This is a genomic window from Serratia sp. CY56464 (assembly GCF_052168435.1).
In the GTDB taxonomy this organism is placed as follows: Bacteria; Pseudomonadota; Gammaproteobacteria; order Enterobacterales; family Enterobacteriaceae; genus Serratia; species Serratia marcescens.
Genome location: NZ_JBJNMV010000003.1, coordinates 101430 through 117329, shown reverse-complemented (window position 1 = coordinate 117329; position 15900 = coordinate 101430). Strand labels below are relative to the sequence as shown.

Here is a 15900-nt window from a genome sequence, read left to right as displayed (position 1 = left end):
GCCGGTCGATAATGGCAGCGCCCATCAACCGGTTCTTACATCACGTAATGCGACAAAATTACTGAGCAGCTCATGTGTTTCGACCAGCGGCAGACCAACCACTGCGTGATAACTCCCGGTTATCGTTCTGACGAAACAACCACCCTTTCCTTGAATTCCATAGGCGCCCGCCTTATCCATCGGTTCGCCCGTAGCAATATAGTCGCGGATATCCTGTTGTGACAGGCTGCGGAACGTCACGTCGGTCACCACCAGTTGGCAACGCACGTCGTGGCGATCGGCGATCGCCACTGCCGTCATCACCTGATGCTGCTTGCCGGACAGGGCCGCCAGCATGTCCGCCGCATGGGCTTCGTCGCGCGGCTTCTCCAGCACCCGGCCGTTGAGCACCACGATGGTGTCGGCGCCCAGCACCGGCCGATCTTCCTGCGCCAGCGCCACGCCCGCTTTGGCCTTGTCCTGCGCCAGGCGGCGCACATAGGCCTCCGCGGCTTCGCCTTCCCGGCGCTGCTCTTCGGTATGCGTCAGCAGAATGTCGAACGACACGCCCAGCAGGGTCAGCAGTTCACGTCGACGTGGGGAGCCGGAGGCCAGATAAAGCGAAGTCATTGATATACCCTTACTGTACGGCGAACTGACGGCGGATTTTGCGCATCAACAGGAATAACCACGGCCACAAAATGCCGTTTACCACACTACTCCAGAACACCTCTGGGCGGAAAGAGACGTTGATCACTAAAAACTCAGCCCAGAACACCACCACATCCATCGACAGCGACAGCAGCACGACGATCAGCGCCTGTTGCCACAGCGCCATATTGCGGAACAGTTGGAATTTGAATGCCACCAGATAGGCGATGATGCCCAGCGCCAGCGCGCGCACGCCCAGCGTGGAACCGAGGATCAGATCCATGATCAGCCCCAGCACGAAGCCGGTGCCGACGTTGACCCGGTGCGGCAAGGCCATCACCCAGTAGATCAGGATCAACACCAGCCAGGAAGGCCGGAACATGTAGATCTGTTCCGGCCACGGCATGATTTGCAGCACCAACGCCACCAGGAACGACAGCCAGATTATCCAGCGCCCGTGGCTGCGGTAGCTGTTCATTGCACCACCCCCGCCGCCGCGGGCTGAACCTGAGGCTGAGCAGAGGCCGGAGCCGTGGTTTGCGGCGCCACCCCGGTGGCCGGAGCCGGCAGTTGCGGCCCGACGGAACCGGCAGGCGGCAGCACCTGCGGCATCATCTGCATCAGGCGTTCATTGGCCACGCGGTGCACTTCGTCCGGCGGCAGCGGCATGTCGCCGTTGCGATCGGCGCCCCACAGCAGCAACAGGTAACGCAAGCGCTGCAGACCGGCGGTCGGCCGCGCCTGAATCACAGTGTAAGCGCGCTGGTTGTCGACCTTGACCGAGGAGACCACCGCCACCGGATAGCCTTCCGGGAAGCGGCCGCCGAGACCGGAGGTGACCAGCACGTCGCCAACGCGGATATCGGTGTTGTTCGGCAGATGCTCCAGTTGCAGATCGTCGGCGCAGCCGCTGCCTGCGGCGATCACCCGAATATCGTTGCGCAGCACCTGGATCGGCAGCGCATGCGAGGCGTCGCAGATCAGCAGCACGCGGCTGGTGACTTTCGCCACCGCCACCACCTGACCGACCACGCCCTTGTCGCTGATGACCGGCTGGCCTTCATAGACGCCGTTGTCCGACCCTTTGTCGATCACCACCTGATCGCTATACGGATCGGAACCGGTGGAGATCACCTGGGTGACCATCTTGTGTTCGTCCTGACGCAGCGGAGAACCCAGCAGCTCGCGCAAGCGGGCGTTTTCCTGCTTGAATTGGCCAAGAAGAAGAATATCGCTGTTTTTCAGCAGCAGTTCCTGCCGCAGAGCGCGGTTTTCCAGCTCCAGCTGTTGGCGGGTGGCCAGCGTCTCTGACACGCTGTCCAAAACTTTACGTGGCCCGTTGGCCAGAAAATAGAAAGGGCTGACTGCGGTGTCCATGTAGTTGCGTATCTTCACGAACGTGCCGAGCCGGCTGTCGGCAACGATCAGGCCAATGGCCGCAATCACCGCCAAAAAAAGTCGCAGTTGCAGGGAAGGCCCCCTGCTAAAAATCGGCTTCATAAATTATGCGAGTTCCTCGACAACAGAAAGAGGAACCGTACCCGATTCTCGCTGTGCGCATTCATCCGATACGATTCCTCCTTCCAGGGGCTGACTATTCTTCGCTGAACAAATCGCCGCCGTGCATGTCGATCATTTCCAACGCCTTGCCGCCGCCGCGCGCCACGCAGGTCAGCGGATCTTCCGCCACTACGACCGGGATGCCGGTTTCTTCCATCAGCAGGCGATCGAGGTTGCGCAGCAGCGCGCCGCCGCCGGTCAATACCATGCCGCGTTCGGAAATGTCGGAGGCCAATTCTGGCGGGCACTGCTCCAGCGCCACCATCACCGCGCTGACGATGCCGGTCAGCGGCTCTTGCAGGGCTTCGAGGATTTCATTGGAGTTCAGGGTAAAGCCGCGCGGTACGCCTTCGGCCAGGTTACGGCCGCGGACTTCGATTTCGCGCACTTCGTCGCCTGGATAGGCAGAACCGATTTCGTGCTTGATGCGCTCGGCGGTGGCTTCGCCGATCAGCGAGCCGTAGTTGCGGCGCACATAATTGATGATGGCTTCATCGAAGCGGTCGCCGCCGATGCGCACGGAAGAGGAGTACACCACGCCGTTCAGCGAGATCACCGCCACTTCAGTGGTACCGCCACCGATATCCACCACCATGGAGCCTGTCGCTTCGGAGACCGGCAGACCTGCGCCGATCGCCGCCGCCATCGGCTCTTCAATCAGAAACACTTCGCGCGCGCCGGCCCCTTGGGCGGATTCGCGGATCGCGCGGCGTTCAACCTGGGTCGCGCCGACCGGCACACAGACCAGCACGCGCGGGCTTGGGCGCATGAAGCTGTTGCTGTGAACCTGTTTGATAAAGTGCTGCAGCATTTTTTCGGTCACGAAGAAGTCGGCGATCACGCCGTCTTTCATCGGGCGAATAGCCGCGATGTTGCCGGGGGTGCGGCCCAGCATCTGTTTGGCGTCATGACCGACGGCCGCAACGCTCTTTGGGGAGCCGGCACGATCCTGACGAATGGCAACCACCGAAGGTTCATTCAGTACGATGCCTTGCCCTTTAACATAAATCAGGGTATTGGCGGTACCCAAGTCGATGGACAAGTCGTTGGAAAACATGCCACGAAATTTCTTAAACATAACGAAAGGATAATCCTGCAAGCTGGGGGCGGAAAATAAAATCCGCCTACTTTACCAACCACACGAAGCAGCGACAAGGCGCAAAAACGTTCTACTTCGGTGAAAAATAGTCTGTATTGTTTCTGCTCGAATGCACGGAAATTGGATGAGGCCTGAATTCCCTGAACAAAGGCTCAGTTTACCACCCTGTCAACGCACGAAACGGCGTAACACAGCTCATAAAATCTAACATATTCCCTGATTGCCGCCGATGGTAAGCACCTACCAACGCCAACCAGATAAAAGCTGACAAGAGCCTATCTCAAATAGGCGTTGTTGTCGCAGGCAGTTTGGAAAAAACTCCAAAAAGACGGTAACGAGGCCCAGATGGATCCGGCCCTCATTCTACGTCAATTTTTGTCCGTCAATCAGCTTAAACGCGATAACGACGTGAATATTTTTTACGCCCCACGTCGATAGGTTCCGGCGATGCGAAAAAGTCGCCCTGCCCGCCATGGATCCCACGCTCTTTCAGCGTCTGCCATTCGTTGCGCGTGCGTACGCCGGCGGCGAACACCTGAGCGCGCGTGCCCGCGCAGGCGCCGGTCAGGCTCTGCACGAACAGCTGGTTTTCGTCCCGCTTATCGATGCTCCGCACCAGCCCCGGGTGGAGCTTGACGATCTCCACCTGCAGCGACTTGATATAGGACGTACTGACCACGGTTAAACCCGCTTTGGACACCGCGAGACGGCAGCCCAGCCCTGACAGCAGCCTCAGCACCGGACGCAAACGGTCGATATGTTGACACACATCTGCCTCCGCAAGTTCAATCAGAATTCGCCGACGTTGGCTTTTTTCGCATTGCAACAGCGTATCGCGCAGCCAGCGCTGGAAAGAGCGCTGTAAAATCGAGTCCACGCACAGCGGAAACGCCAGCGTTTCCTCGGGCCACTGCGCCAACAAGGGAATGATGCGGCTCACCTGTTGGCGATCGTAACTCTCCGCCAAGCCGAGCTGCTGCACCAGCGGCATATATTCCGCCGGCAGCAATTCCTGGGTGCCGTCATAGATCCGGCTCATGATCTCACGATGGTGCACCTCGCCTTCCACGGTCACCGCCGGTTTCTGATACAGCCGCGGGCCACCGCGCGCCAGCACCTGTTCCAGCAGCGTGCGCCACTTGACGCTGCCGCGCCCCTTTTCCGGCACCTGGCTGTCGTACACATACCACCCGTTTTCGCCCTGCAGCGTAGCGTGGCGCGTCGCCTGCTCCGCATAGTCGATCACCTGCTCGGTGGTTTGACCGCTGCGGTACGCCACGATGCCGATGTGCAGGAAGGCCTCGCGATCGATCAGCGCCGTGGAAGGCAAGGCATCGATGGCGTTGACCAGCTGTGAAGCGATGCCGTCGGCTTCCTTCAGGGTTCGATGCGGCAACAGCACGGTAAAATCGCTGTGGAAGTAGCGCGCCAGCAGCGCCGACGGGTAGCGCATCACGAAGGTAGACAGCAGGTTGACCAGCGAATACATCAGCTCTTGCACCGCCACGCTGCCGTGCGTCTCGCGCAGGGTCTCGAAATCGGGCAGTCGCACCATCATCACGATGCCGTGCGAGCCTTCATCTTCCAGCTGAGTGGTCAATTGGTTATCGAAGAACAGGCGATTATTCAGCCCGGTTTTGGCGTCCTGCGCGGCGAAGGCGCGGATCAGCGTATCGACCCGGCTGCGCTCTTCCCGCGCTTCCGCCAGATCGGCCAGCAGGCGGTCGAGCGCGCCGCTGACGTTGGCCGGCCACTCACGCACGTCGCCCTGCATGACGTTTTCACGCTCGCCGTTCAGAATGCGCCGCGCGCGGCGTTCCAGACGATCTTCGCCGTCGGCCTGCTCACGCAGCCAGCGCAGGCTGAACAGCAAAATCACCACCATGACGACGATCGACAGCGTGACGGCGGCGGTGGATTGCAGCGTGCGCACGTCGCTGGCGAAGGGATCGAGGTAGGTGATGTGCAGCGTACTGCCCGGGTGCTGCAACAGAGTTCGCGAGACCTGACGATAGCCGTTCAGCGCATCCCAGGGCTCTTTTTTCAGCGTCGGCAATTTATAGTCGAGCAGTTGGCTGGTCCCGGCCTCTACGCGGATCGACACAATGCCGAGCGGGCGCATGACAATCGGCAACCACTTCTCCTGATCGCGCGGCGATTCATGCAACATGGCTTGATCGAGAGAGGTGGCCAGCGAATCAAAGCGGCGCTCCTGGCGATCCTGGGTAACGTAAAAGAAGCTGTATGAGCATCCCATCAGCATCAAAAACATCGCCAGCGCGACCAACAGAGTGATCAATGCAGAGAGTTTGGTGGTAAATCGCATCCCTGTGCCTTGTCCGCTATGGTTAAGTGAGTGTGCCCCTTTAGCTAAAAGGAGCCGTCCAACCCTAACAAGCCTTGCCGAGGAATAAAACCTGCAAGCGCCGTTTTTGTCCTTTATCAGGACTTGGGCCGCTTATTATGCATATAGTCAAATAAATGTGATTCAGCCATTGATAGAAAAGTGTAAACGAGAGGAAGAGTGACATGCGTGCACTGTTATTGGAACAACAAGACGACCAAACTCTGGCTCATATCAAAGATATCGGCAGCGATCGGTTGCCGGAAGGCGATGTCACCGTCGACATCAACTGGTCCAGCCTAAATTATAAGGATGCGCTGGCGATCACCGGCAAAGGCAAGATCGTGCGCAACTTCCCGATGGTGCCGGGCATCGATTTCGCCGGCACCGTGCGCCACAGCCGCGACGATCGCTTCAAAGAGGGGCAAAGCGTGGTGCTCACCGGCTGGGGCGTGGGCGAACACCACTGGGGCGGCCTGGCCGAGCAGGCGCGCGTCTCCGGTGAGTGGCTGGTGCCGCTGCCGAACGGGCTGGATGAGCGCAAGGCGATGATCATCGGCACCGCCGGCTTTACCGCCATGCTGTGCGTGATGGCGCTGGAGGAAGGCGGCGTGCACCCGGACGACGGCGATATCCTGGTCACCGGCGCCAGCGGCGGCGTGGGCAGCACCGCCATCGCCCTGCTGGCGGCGCTGGGTTACCGGGTGACCGCCATCAGCGGCCGCGACAGCAATACCGAGTACCTGAAAGCGCTCGGCGCCAAAGAGGTGATGTCGCGCGATGGCTATATCGAAACGCCGCGTCCGCTGGAGAAACAACTGTGGGCCGGCGCAGTGGACACCGTCGGCGACAAACTGCTGGCGCGGGTGCTGGCGCAGATGAACTATAACGGCACCGTCGCCGCCTGCGGCCTGGCGGGCGGTTATCAGCTGCCGACCACCGTGATGCCGTTCATTCTGCGCAACGTGCGCCTGCAGGGCGTGGATTCGGTGCATACGCCGCTGCACCGCCGCCAAACCGCCTGGGAACGGCTGGCCGGCATTTTGCCGGACAGCTTCTATCAGCAGGCCACGCATGAAATCCCCCTCGAAGAGGCGCCGGCCACCGCCGCCGCGCTGCTGAACAACCAAATCACCGGCCGCACCCTGGTGAAAATCCGCTGACCTTCTCCCCCCCGACAACGGGGGGGAGTTCTCCCGCTTCTGCGAAATTTCATATTTTCCCGCGCCCCCTCGCTTCCGGCCGGCTTTAGCGCCATGCTTATTTCATGAAGACCCGTCAGCCGCTCGCGGACGGCGGGCATCAGTCGCGGAGAACATAAGCATGAACAAACACCCGAAATTAACCGAGGCCGACGTCACGCCGGAGAGCGTGTTCCACCAGCGGCGCAAGGTGCTGCAGGCGCTCGGCATCACCGCCGCTACGCTGGCGCTGCCTACCGGCGCGCAGGCGGACCTGCTGTCGTGGTTCAAGGGCAACGATCGCCCCAAGGCGCCGCCGGGCAAAGCGCTGGCATTCAGCAAACCGGCCGCCTGGCAGGCGCAGCTGGCGATGACGCCGGAAGACAAGGTGACCGGCTACAACAACTTCTATGAGTTCGGCCTCGACAAAGCCGATCCGGCCGCCAACGCCGGCGGGCTAAAGACCGAAGGCTGGAAAGTGCGCATCGATGGTGAAGTGGCGAAACCGATCACGCTGGATATCGACGATCTGATGAAGCGTTTCCCGCTGGAACAGCGCATTTACCGCATGCGCTGCGTCGAGGCCTGGTCGATGGTGGTGCCGTGGATCGGTTTCGAACTGGGCAAGCTGATCAAGCTGGCCGAACCGAACAGCAACGCGCGCTACGTGGCCTTCCAGACGCTGTACGATCCGGAGCAGATGCCCGGCCAGAAAGATCGCTTTATCGGCGGCGGCCTGAAATATCCCTACGTCGAAGGGCTGCGGCTGGACGAGGCGATGCATCCGCTGGCGCTGCTGACCGTCGGCGTATACGGCAAAACCCTGCCGCCGCAAAACGGCGCGCCGCTGCGGCTGATCACGCCGTGGAAATACGGCTTCAAAGGCATCAAATCGATCGTGCATATGCGTTTGGTGCGCGATCAGCCGCCGACCACCTGGAACCAATCCGCGCCGAACGAGTACGGTTTTTACGCCAACGTGAATCCGCACGTCGATCATCCGCGCTGGTCGCAGGCCACCGAGCGTTTTATCGGCTCCGGCGGCATTCTCGACGTCAAACGCCAACCGACGCTGCTGTTCAACGGTTATGCCGACCAGGTAGCGTCGCTGTATCACGGCATGGATCTGCGGGAGAATTTCTAAGTGCGCCTGACGCCTGTTCATATCAAATGGCTGAAAGCCGCCCTGCATCTGGCGGCGTTTTTGCCCTTTCTCTGGCTGGTGCTGGCAGTGGATCAAGGCTGGTTCAGCGCCGATCCGTCCAAGGACATCCAGCATTTTACCGGCAGGATGACGCTGAAATTGCTGCTGGCCACGCTGGCTATCGCCCCGCTGGCGCGCTACGCCCGGCAGCCGCTGCTGATCCGCTGTCGCCGTCTGGTGGGGCTGTGGTGCTTTGCCTGGGGCACGCTGCACCTGATAAGCTACTCCACGCTGGAGCTGGGGCTGAGCAATCTCGGCCTGCTGGGCAGCGAGCTGGTGAACCGCCCTTATCTGACGCTCGGCATCCTCACCTGGCTGATCCTGCTGGCGCTGGCGGCCACGTCGACGCTGTGGGCGATGCGCAAACTGGGCGCCAAATGGCAAACGTTGCACAACTTCGTCTATCTGGCGGCGATCCTCGCCCCCATCCACTACCTGTGGTCGGTCAAAACCTTTTCTCCCCAGCCGTTCATTTACGCGCTTTTGGCGGTGGCGCTGTTGGGCCTGCGTTACAAGAAATTCCGCGCCTGGTGGCGCTGAATCGCACGGCGATACGCGTTATCGCCGTAGAAAAACGCACGCCGCCGTCGGGAACTTTTTCTGTGTTCCAGCGCTCATATTCCCGTCGCGGCCCCCCGAGTTGGTCGATTTGGGGTTGAATATCTTCGCTGATAAGACCAGTATTTAGCTGCGAATTGCTACGATATCGTTATAATGCCCGACCTTGTTTCTGTTCTCAGGGTGAATTTGCCCCTTAACAGGTGACAAATCGGTAACATCGGGTTATTTTCTACGATGATGGTTTTATTGCCGGAGATACCAGCACAATGGCGGATAAGTTTCACATTTTGCTTCTGAACGGCCCCAATCTCAATCTGCTGGGGACGCGTGAGCCGGAGAAGTACGGCAGCACGACGCTGACAGAGATTGTTAACGGATTGGAAAACCAGGCATCCGCATTGGATATTACCCTGAGCCATCTGCAGTCCAACGCCGAGCATCAGCTGATCGATCGCATCCATCAGGCGCGCGGCAACACCGATTTCATTCTGATAAACCCGGCGGCGTTCACGCACACCAGCGTGGCGTTGCGCGATGCGTTGCTGGCGGTGCAGATCCCGTTCATCGAGATCCACCTGTCCAACGTGCACGCCCGCGAACCTTTCCGCCATCACTCTTATCTCTCAGACGTAGCGGTAGGCGTGATTTGCGGCCTCGGCGCGGATGGCTACGCTTTCGCTTTACAGGCAGCGGTTAACCGTCTGTCGAAAACCCACTAATTGCTCCACAAAAAGAGTACGGAATCACACTCATGGATATTCGTAAAATCAAGAAACTGATCGAACTGGTTGAAGAATCAGGCATTTCTGAACTGGAAATCTCTGAAGGCGAAGAATCGGTTCGCATCAGCCGTGCCGCACCGGCGCAGGCTTATCCCGTCATGCAGCAGGCTTACGCGATGCCGGCACAGCAGCAGCCAGCCCTGGCTACCGCCGTTGCCACCGCGCCTGCGGCAGAAACCCCTGCAGCACCGGCGGCCGTGAGTGGCCACGTCGTTCGTTCCCCAATGGTAGGCACCTTCTACCGCACCCCAAGCCCGGACGCGAAAGCCTTCGTGGAAGTGGGCCAGAAAGTGAACGCCGGCGATACCCTGTGCATCGTTGAAGCCATGAAAATGATGAACCAGATCGAAGCGGACAAGTCCGGCGTCGTGAAAGCCATCCTGGTGGAAAACGGCCAGCCGGTCGAATATGACGAGCCGCTGGTCGTCATCGAATAACGAGGCGCCCCCATGCTTGATAAAATTGTTATCGCCAACCGAGGCGAGATCGCGCTTCGCATCCTGCGTGCCTGTAAAGAACTGGGCATCAAGACCGTTGCGGTTCACTCCGCGGCCGACCGCGATCTGAAACACGTGCTGCTGGCCGACGAGACCGTCTGCATCGGTCCTGCGCCATCGGTAAAAAGCTACCTGAACATCCCGGCCATCATCTCGGCGGCGGAAATCACCGGCGCGGTGGCGATCCACCCTGGCTACGGCTTCCTGTCCGAGAACGCCGACTTCGCCGAGCAGGTTGAACGCTCCGGTTTCATCTTCATCGGCCCAAAAGCCGAAACCATCCGCCTGATGGGCGACAAGGTTTCCGCGATCAACGCCATGAAAAAAGCCGGCGTGCCATGCGTGCCGGGCTCCGACGGCCCGCTGACCGACGACATGGATAAAAACCGTGCCTTCGCCAAGCGCATCGGTTATCCGGTGATCATCAAGGCCTCCGGCGGCGGCGGCGGTCGCGGCATGCGCGTGGTGCGCAGCGACAAAGACCTTGAGCAGTCCATCAACATGACGAAAGCGGAAGCCAAAGCGGCTTTCAACAACGACATGGTGTACATGGAAAAATACCTGGAGAATCCGCGTCACATCGAGATTCAGGTATTGGCCGACGGCCAGGGCAACGCCATCTATCTGGCCGAGCGCGACTGCTCCATGCAGCGCCGCCACCAGAAAGTGGTCGAAGAAGCGCCGGCACCGGGCATCACCAGCGAAATGCGCCGCTACATCGGCGAGCGCTGCTCGAAAGCCTGCGTGGAAATCGGCTACCGCGGTGCGGGCACCTTCGAGTTCCTGTATGAAAACGGCGAGTTCTATTTCATCGAAATGAACACCCGTATTCAGGTAGAGCACCCGGTTACCGAAATGATCACCGGCGTGGATCTGATCAAAGAGCAGCTGCGCATCGCTGCCGGTCAGCCGCTGTCGATCAAACAGGAAGAAGTGAAGATCCACGGCCACGCGGTAGAATGCCGCATCAACGCCGAAGATCCGAACACCTTCCTGCCGAGCCCGGGCAAGATCACCCGCTTCCACGCGCCAGGCGGTTTCGGCGTGCGTTGGGAATCTCATATCTACGCCGGTTATACCGTACCGCCGTACTATGACTCCATGATCGGCAAACTGATCACCTTCGGCGAAAACCGTGACGTGGCGATCGCCCGCATGAAAAACGCCCTGGCTGAACTGATCATCGACGGCATCAAAACCAACGTTGAGCTGCAGCAGAAGATCATGAACGACGAAAACTTCCAGCACGGTGGCACCAACATCCACTATCTGGAGAAGAAGCTGGGTCTGCAGGAAACCTAAGGCAGCCACGCAGCATCGTCTGACGAAAGGCCGGTTAATCACCGGCCTTTTTCTTTTCTCACGCCCGCCTGATTTTTTCATTCAATCGCGCAAAATAGAATCAAATCTTCACAGATAACTTTCTCTTCACATTTATCGAGCCCCTCCCCTACATCGCCACAAAAAACATAACACATTATTTTTAAACAAAAAATATTTAACCCATAGCTTGAAAATAAATATTAGCAAGAAAAAAACTCAACTCCTCGCATTTTTACACGCCATAAGCTTTAACAAAATTAACGTATTAATTACAAAGCTTGACCCCGATCACATCCGCTCGGTGATAGCCCGTGCTATTGTCGCCGTCGATCGAATGCAGCGCGCTCTTTTTCTCTTTTTATTTATCCTTTTTATTGACTTAGATGAGTATGTCTTAATGAGCCATGTAACTGAATACGACCGTAAGCCCGTGTTTTCCCAGTACCACCGTGCTGACATGGAAACCATAAAAAGCATTAAGGAAAACGGGATTGAGAAGCTTTTGGGCGAAGTGAAGAATTTCCGCGCCAATGAGGAAATGAACCGCTTTATTCCCGAACAGGCACGCCTGGCAGTAAGCTGGGTGCGTCTGGCGAAAAACGAAAAGCTGGATGTGCATGTTCATCCAATATCTTCGCTGTATATCATTTGTGAAGGGGAAGCGATCCTGCTGGGAGACGGCGTTGACCGCCGGGCCGTTCCAGGCGATGTCATCTGCATTCCGCCAGGCGCGGATCACGGCTTCATCGGCGCGGGCGACAACGGCTACTGGGGGCTGTCAATCCAGTTTGAGGAGCGCGGGCTCTATGAAGATCCAAGCAAGCCGCTGGTGACTTTCGATCAAGATCCCTACGCTTACTACCATCAGCTTAAAGCGCATAACGCCCGCTACATCGAGCGCTACCAGGACAACAAGATCTTTACCGCATTCGCCAAGGATAAAACGTTCTCCGAGGCGAAAAAATCCTTGTTCCTGGACTACCTGCAGATCCTGTCCGATCAGTTCCAAAAAATGGTGCTGCTGCGTAGCGCACTGTGTGAAGACGTTCGCTTCTCACGTTTCTTCAGTGAGCATCTGAAAGAAGAATTCGGCCATGACGAAGTGCTGCGCAACAGCCGCGATAACCTCCAAGTTCGCGAAGACGCGATCTTTGAAGCACTGTGCATCTGGTTCAACCACCAGATGATCACGCTGGATAATCTGGAACAGGCTATCCTGGTGCACTTTGTCATCGAAGGTTCGGCTTTCGTTTTCTATAACAACATCAAACACGTGTTCGATCCGAGCAAACAGAACCATTTCGAGGATCACTCCGAATTCGATGGCGATCATCAGGAAGTGGATAAAGCGTTCTTCAAGGGGATGACCGAAGAACAATTCCAGCGTGTCAAAGCCGTACTCGATAAAGGGTGGAGTATGGTTGAGAAGCAGTATGCAAGACTGGCCGAACTGATCGAAGCATAAGCCGGGCAGGTCATCAGGAGCGGTCATGAAAATTGTTTTATTGGGATTCGGCGGCATTGGGCAAGAGACGCTAAACGCGCTGTTAAGTACGACCGAGCGACGTGGCAGCGTCAATGAAGTCGTGATCATCTGCCGAAATACCGAAAAGTATTCAGCCGTTTGCGAAGATATTCTTGATGGCCTGCTGGCGGAAGCGCTCTTCTCACGCCATAACCGAACGTCTTTACCCAAGATTGTTGTGACGGATGACTACCGCCACATCGAGGGGGCTGGCGTGATCCTCTGTTGCTATGGCGTGCCTTCAACCTTTCCGATGCATGACCGCCAGGCGTTGCTGGACGATCACGTACGGCTCAGCGAGGCCATTTTTAGCCGAGCCAAACCCTTCATTGCTCCCGGCTGTCACATCATCAATGCGGTCAATCCGGTGGATAGCATCAGCTATTACATCGATAAAATCCTGCTCGACTCTCGCTGCCGGGTGATAGGTATCGGCGCCGCGCACAATACCGCCAGGCTGCTGAAAAGCATCTGCCGCATTTCCGGGATCGACATGCAGCGCATCGACACACGTAGCCTGACAGTCTGCGGCGAGCACGGCGCCGGGTTGGTGCCCTTGCTCAGCCAGGTAACAACCGACGAGGGACCGCTGAACCAGGTACTTTCGGCACAGGCGCTGGCGCAAATCGTCACCGATACCCGCAATCAAGGGTTGGACATATTTCACAAAATGCGGCGCCCTCCTAAATATGGCCCGTCCGCCTCCATTCTTATCTTGCTTGAGCGCATCATCCAACGGGACGAAACCCCCTGCTGCGGTTCGGTCTGGCTGCCGGAACTGGGCGTGTTCATGTCCTGGCCGCTGGCTCTGCGCGACGACGTCTTTACGCCGCTGTCGCTGATGCCCAATCAGGATGAACAACAACAAATCCACCAGGCGGCGCTCAAGTTAAAAAACATCATCCAAGGTTTTAGCTGATGACGACCGATCAAACCAGACAGACTTTCCGCGATCTCTACATGCCGTTCCGCCCTGAGTATCGTTTTCTTTCGCCACTGTACGGGGTGCTCTGGTGCAACAACGAACTCGCGGAAAAGTATTACCGTTTTCTTGGCGCCGATCACCCGATCGGCCAGGTGGCGCGCGCGTTGTTCTACCGTACTGACCTGGTCGAGTTTGACGTAAGCAAAGAGGTGAAGAACCCGTTCACCTGGTTTTCCCCCTCTACCCTTGCACGGCTGGTGGCTTTCATGAGCAGCCAACGTTTCACCGACAATGATATCGCCTCGTTATATCAGCATGTACGAGATGAAACGGACTTTCACGCTGCCATTGAGCAGCAACATCGGCTTTCTGTGCAAATACGCCGGCTTTGCGACAGCGTGCTGCAACAGTTCGAGGACACAAAAGCGCAGATCGCGGCCGCAGAACGCGAAGCGCTCTCCCTCGGCGCCCATTTGAAAGCGCAAGAAAAAGCGCTGAACCAGATCCTGCAACAGGCGGAAAATGCCGCCAAAGCGCAGCCGTCACGGATCCCGCCACTTCGAACCGCGATCGCCGCGCTAAAAGCCGGTAAAAAAGCGCTGGGCAAGAGCGCTGCGGAGAATAAAGAGGCGCAACTGTTGGCGCTCAATGCCGAAATCGCCGAGCTGGAAGCACGCGTGAATGCGGCGCAGCAAGAAGCCGTGCATCAAGCCGGCCTGTTCCCCGCCTGGCAAAACGCGCAGGCCGCCGTCGAACATGCCCGCCGGCAAAAAGATGAAGCCACCTTGCGCGCCAGCATGCTGGCGGAAAGTTTTACCGAAAGCACCGTCGCACGGCTGCAAACTGAGGGATTCAGCGCCGACTTCATTGCATTGCATCTGCCTTTCAACAAGTATCACCGCTATCTGCCGCGACGTGTGCAGGATTACGTCGGTATCCACTGTGCAGATCGCGACAGCTTGCTGGCCGAGTTGCACAATTTATGTCGTTTACTGATCGCGGCCAGCCGCACCGCCGGGCACGACAGAGAGGTGTTTCATTTGCTCAACGCGGCGCTGTGGCTGAAATGCAAGGGTAACTTCGGCAAGTTGATCGCCTACATGCAGCAACTGCGGGAGCTGAGCGGGGAGCTGTTCGGCGAAACGGCGACGGGCGAGACGCACTTCCCCGATCGCTGCCATGACTACTACGATCGCGAAGTGTACGGCCGCTATTTTCCGCCGCTGTGCATCACCAAAACCTGCCGCCCCGCGCCGGATTCTGACGTATCGTTCTCAGATTGCGGGGAGAGTTCGCTGCGCAACTTCATCAATGTCTTGGTGAAAAACCAAGCAAGCGCGCAGCTTGACGCCGGAATACTCAAACGCAGCGGCCTGGCTGTCGATCCGCGCGTCATCGCGTTCTATGAAAAAAACCCTCGTTTGGAAACGATCAGAAGCCAGGAAGTACATAACCAGTGGGCTGAGATTGCCTCATCACTCAATGCGCACGACAGCCGAATCAAATACCTGACGCCAGGCAAAGACGCCTATTGCGAGTTGGCCGCCGGCGGTAACAACATGCAGCATATGCTGCAAGCGCTATTGGGCGAAGCTGATATCGCCACCATTTGCCGCCGAATCGCCTCCTCTTCCGGCATCGATATTCGTTGCGATCTCAGCGAATTCCACCCGGAACGGCACGATCTGGAAGACTTCACCAACGTTGTTCGCCTCGAATTCGACGGCAAATATGTCTTTCACTGGTATTTCCTCAAACAGCATTTCCGCTGCGCTTCGGCAGATCTGTTCAACGAAGAGGAAAATTATGTACGCCAGGCACTCGCCATGCTGAATGACGAGATGAAACAGGGCCGTCTGAATCGCGACCAGTTCCGCGCACTGCTCAGTTTCCATCTGAAAGAGAAGCCCGTGGCGCAAGTGAAAATGATATTCGACAGCCTGGGCGCTACCCTCGTCGGAGATGAAATGACGTTCTTGATGTTGGGTAAATTGAACTCCGTCGATTCCATGTTTGAATACTGCATGAACGTTCTGGCGATTCCAACGCTGGCGCATAGCGCGCCAGTCTCGGCGACTGTCGCCGCGATTATTCAAGGCATCAGCCCGCATCCGGTTATCTTCGATCAGCGGAAAAATCTCATCGCGAGGATTAGAGAGGCCGGAGTGACGCCGTTACTCACTCTGGCTAACCGATGGGAAAAGGAAAGTTTGGAAAAGGTGTAATACACTCGGTTCAACAGACGACGAGCAACATTTAAGGAGAAACC

General features: G+C 57.7%; 14 protein-coding genes. 9 read left to right on the top strand and 5 right to left on the bottom strand.

Going from position 1 to position 15900, the window contains the following annotated elements; genetic code table 11:
* Nucleotides 1-24 precede the first annotated feature (24 nt).
* From ACJ8KE_RS16725 to csrD, 5 genes are all read right to left on the bottom strand, one after another.
* Nucleotides 25-609, bottom strand: a complete 585-nt coding sequence (locus ACJ8KE_RS16725; protein ID WP_004936921.1) for a Maf family protein — start codon at nucleotides 607-609, stop codon at nucleotides 25-27.
* A gap of 10 nt (nucleotides 610-619) precedes the next feature.
* Complete coding sequence (gene mreD / locus ACJ8KE_RS16720) at nucleotides 620-1108, bottom strand: rod shape-determining protein MreD (protein WP_004936918.1); 489 nt, start codon at nucleotides 1106-1108, stop codon at nucleotides 620-622.
* Nucleotides 1105-2130: a rod shape-determining protein MreC gene (gene mreC, locus ACJ8KE_RS16715; RefSeq protein WP_028127540.1), complete on the bottom strand. Its 1026-nt coding sequence runs from the start codon at nucleotides 2128-2130 to the stop codon at nucleotides 1105-1107. The genes mreD and mreC overlap by 4 nt, the downstream gene beginning before the upstream one ends.
* 94 nt (nucleotides 2131-2224) lie before the next feature.
* On the bottom strand, nucleotides 2225-3268 hold the full coding sequence (gene mreB, locus ACJ8KE_RS16710; protein WP_003855260.1) for a rod shape-determining protein MreB: 1044 nt from the start codon (nucleotides 3266-3268) through the stop codon (nucleotides 2225-2227).
* A gap of 412 nt (nucleotides 3269-3680) precedes the next feature.
* Nucleotides 3681-5615, bottom strand: a complete 1935-nt coding sequence (gene csrD, locus ACJ8KE_RS16705) for an RNase E specificity factor CsrD (protein WP_016930238.1) — start codon at nucleotides 5613-5615, stop codon at nucleotides 3681-3683.
* 203 nt (nucleotides 5616-5818) lie between these two features.
* Here csrD and acuI point away from each other — a divergent pair, with 203 nt between their 5' ends.
* The 9 genes from acuI to ACJ8KE_RS16660 all read left to right on the top strand — a co-directional run bounded on the left by acuI (nucleotide 5819) and on the right by ACJ8KE_RS16660 (nucleotide 15856).
* Entirely contained in the window at nucleotides 5819-6796 is a 978-nt protein-coding gene (gene acuI / locus ACJ8KE_RS16700) for an acrylyl-CoA reductase (NADPH) (protein WP_115436558.1), read from the top strand.
* Nucleotides 6797-6956: 160 nt separating this feature from the next.
* Entirely contained in the window at nucleotides 6957-7958 is a 1002-nt protein-coding gene (gene msrP / locus ACJ8KE_RS16695; RefSeq protein WP_115436559.1) for a protein-methionine-sulfoxide reductase catalytic subunit MsrP, read from the top strand.
* On the top strand, nucleotides 7959-8558 hold the full coding sequence (gene msrQ, locus ACJ8KE_RS16690) for a protein-methionine-sulfoxide reductase heme-binding subunit MsrQ (RefSeq protein WP_016930241.1): 600 nt from the start codon (nucleotides 7959-7961) through the stop codon (nucleotides 8556-8558). It begins immediately after the preceding gene.
* Nucleotides 8559-8845: 287 nt separating this feature from the next.
* Nucleotides 8846-9298, top strand: a complete 453-nt coding sequence (gene aroQ, locus ACJ8KE_RS16685) for a type II 3-dehydroquinate dehydratase (RefSeq protein ID WP_004936891.1) — start codon at nucleotides 8846-8848, stop codon at nucleotides 9296-9298.
* Nucleotides 9299-9330: 32 nt separating this feature from the next.
* Complete coding sequence (gene accB / locus ACJ8KE_RS16680; RefSeq protein WP_004936889.1) at nucleotides 9331-9798, top strand: acetyl-CoA carboxylase biotin carboxyl carrier protein; 468 nt, start codon at nucleotides 9331-9333, stop codon at nucleotides 9796-9798.
* A gap of 12 nt (nucleotides 9799-9810) precedes the next feature.
* A complete protein-coding gene (accC, locus tag ACJ8KE_RS16675) occupies nucleotides 9811-11160 on the top strand; it encodes an acetyl-CoA carboxylase biotin carboxylase subunit (RefSeq protein WP_004936886.1) in 1350 nt (449 codons plus the stop codon).
* Nucleotides 11161-11368: 208 nt separating this feature from the next.
* The gene (locus tag ACJ8KE_RS16670) at nucleotides 11369-12646 is read left to right on the top strand and encodes a cupin domain-containing protein (RefSeq protein ID WP_228988441.1); all 1278 of its coding nucleotides are present in this window, start codon (nucleotides 11369-11371) and stop codon (nucleotides 12644-12646) included.
* Nucleotides 12647-12671: 25 nt separating this feature from the next.
* Nucleotides 12672-13625 (top strand): lactate/malate family dehydrogenase, encoded by a 954-nt coding sequence (locus tag ACJ8KE_RS16665; protein WP_049299916.1) that lies wholly within the window; start codon nucleotides 12672-12674, stop codon nucleotides 13623-13625.
* The gene (locus ACJ8KE_RS16660; protein WP_282677166.1) at nucleotides 13625-15856 is read left to right on the top strand and encodes a cell envelope integrity protein TolA; all 2232 of its coding nucleotides are present in this window, start codon (nucleotides 13625-13627) and stop codon (nucleotides 15854-15856) included. The genes ACJ8KE_RS16665 and ACJ8KE_RS16660 overlap by 1 nt, the downstream gene beginning before the upstream one ends.
* Nucleotides 15857-15900: the final 44 nt, after the last annotated feature.

Excerpts from the sequence above, each read along its gene's own strand:
- ACJ8KE_RS16725 (WP_004936921.1), bottom strand. The coding sequence starts at position 609 with ATGACTTCGCTTTATCTGGCCTCCGGCTCCCCACGTCGACGTGAACTG.
- mreD (WP_004936918.1), bottom strand. The coding sequence starts at position 1,108 with ATGAACAGCTACCGCAGCCACGGGCGCTGGATAATCTGGCTGTCGTTC.
- mreC (WP_028127540.1), bottom strand. The coding sequence starts at position 2,130 with ATGAAGCCGATTTTTAGCAGGGGGCCTTCCCTGCAACTGCGACTTTTT.
- mreB (WP_003855260.1), bottom strand. The coding sequence starts at position 3,268 with ATGTTTAAGAAATTTCGTGGCATGTTTTCCAACGACTTGTCCATCGAC.
- csrD (WP_016930238.1), bottom strand. The coding sequence starts at position 5,615 with ATGCGATTTACCACCAAACTCTCTGCATTGATCACTCTGTTGGTCGCG.
- acuI (WP_115436558.1), top strand. The coding sequence starts at position 5,819 with ATGCGTGCACTGTTATTGGAACAACAAGACGACCAAACTCTGGCTCAT.
- msrP (WP_115436559.1), top strand. The coding sequence starts at position 6,957 with ATGAACAAACACCCGAAATTAACCGAGGCCGACGTCACGCCGGAGAGC.
- aroQ (WP_004936891.1), top strand. The coding sequence starts at position 8,846 with ATGGCGGATAAGTTTCACATTTTGCTTCTGAACGGCCCCAATCTCAAT.
- accB (WP_004936889.1), top strand. The coding sequence starts at position 9,331 with ATGGATATTCGTAAAATCAAGAAACTGATCGAACTGGTTGAAGAATCA.
- accC (WP_004936886.1), top strand. The coding sequence starts at position 9,811 with ATGCTTGATAAAATTGTTATCGCCAACCGAGGCGAGATCGCGCTTCGC.
- ACJ8KE_RS16665 (WP_049299916.1), top strand. The coding sequence starts at position 12,672 with ATGAAAATTGTTTTATTGGGATTCGGCGGCATTGGGCAAGAGACGCTA.
- ACJ8KE_RS16660 (WP_282677166.1), top strand. The coding sequence starts at position 13,625 with ATGACGACCGATCAAACCAGACAGACTTTCCGCGATCTCTACATGCCG.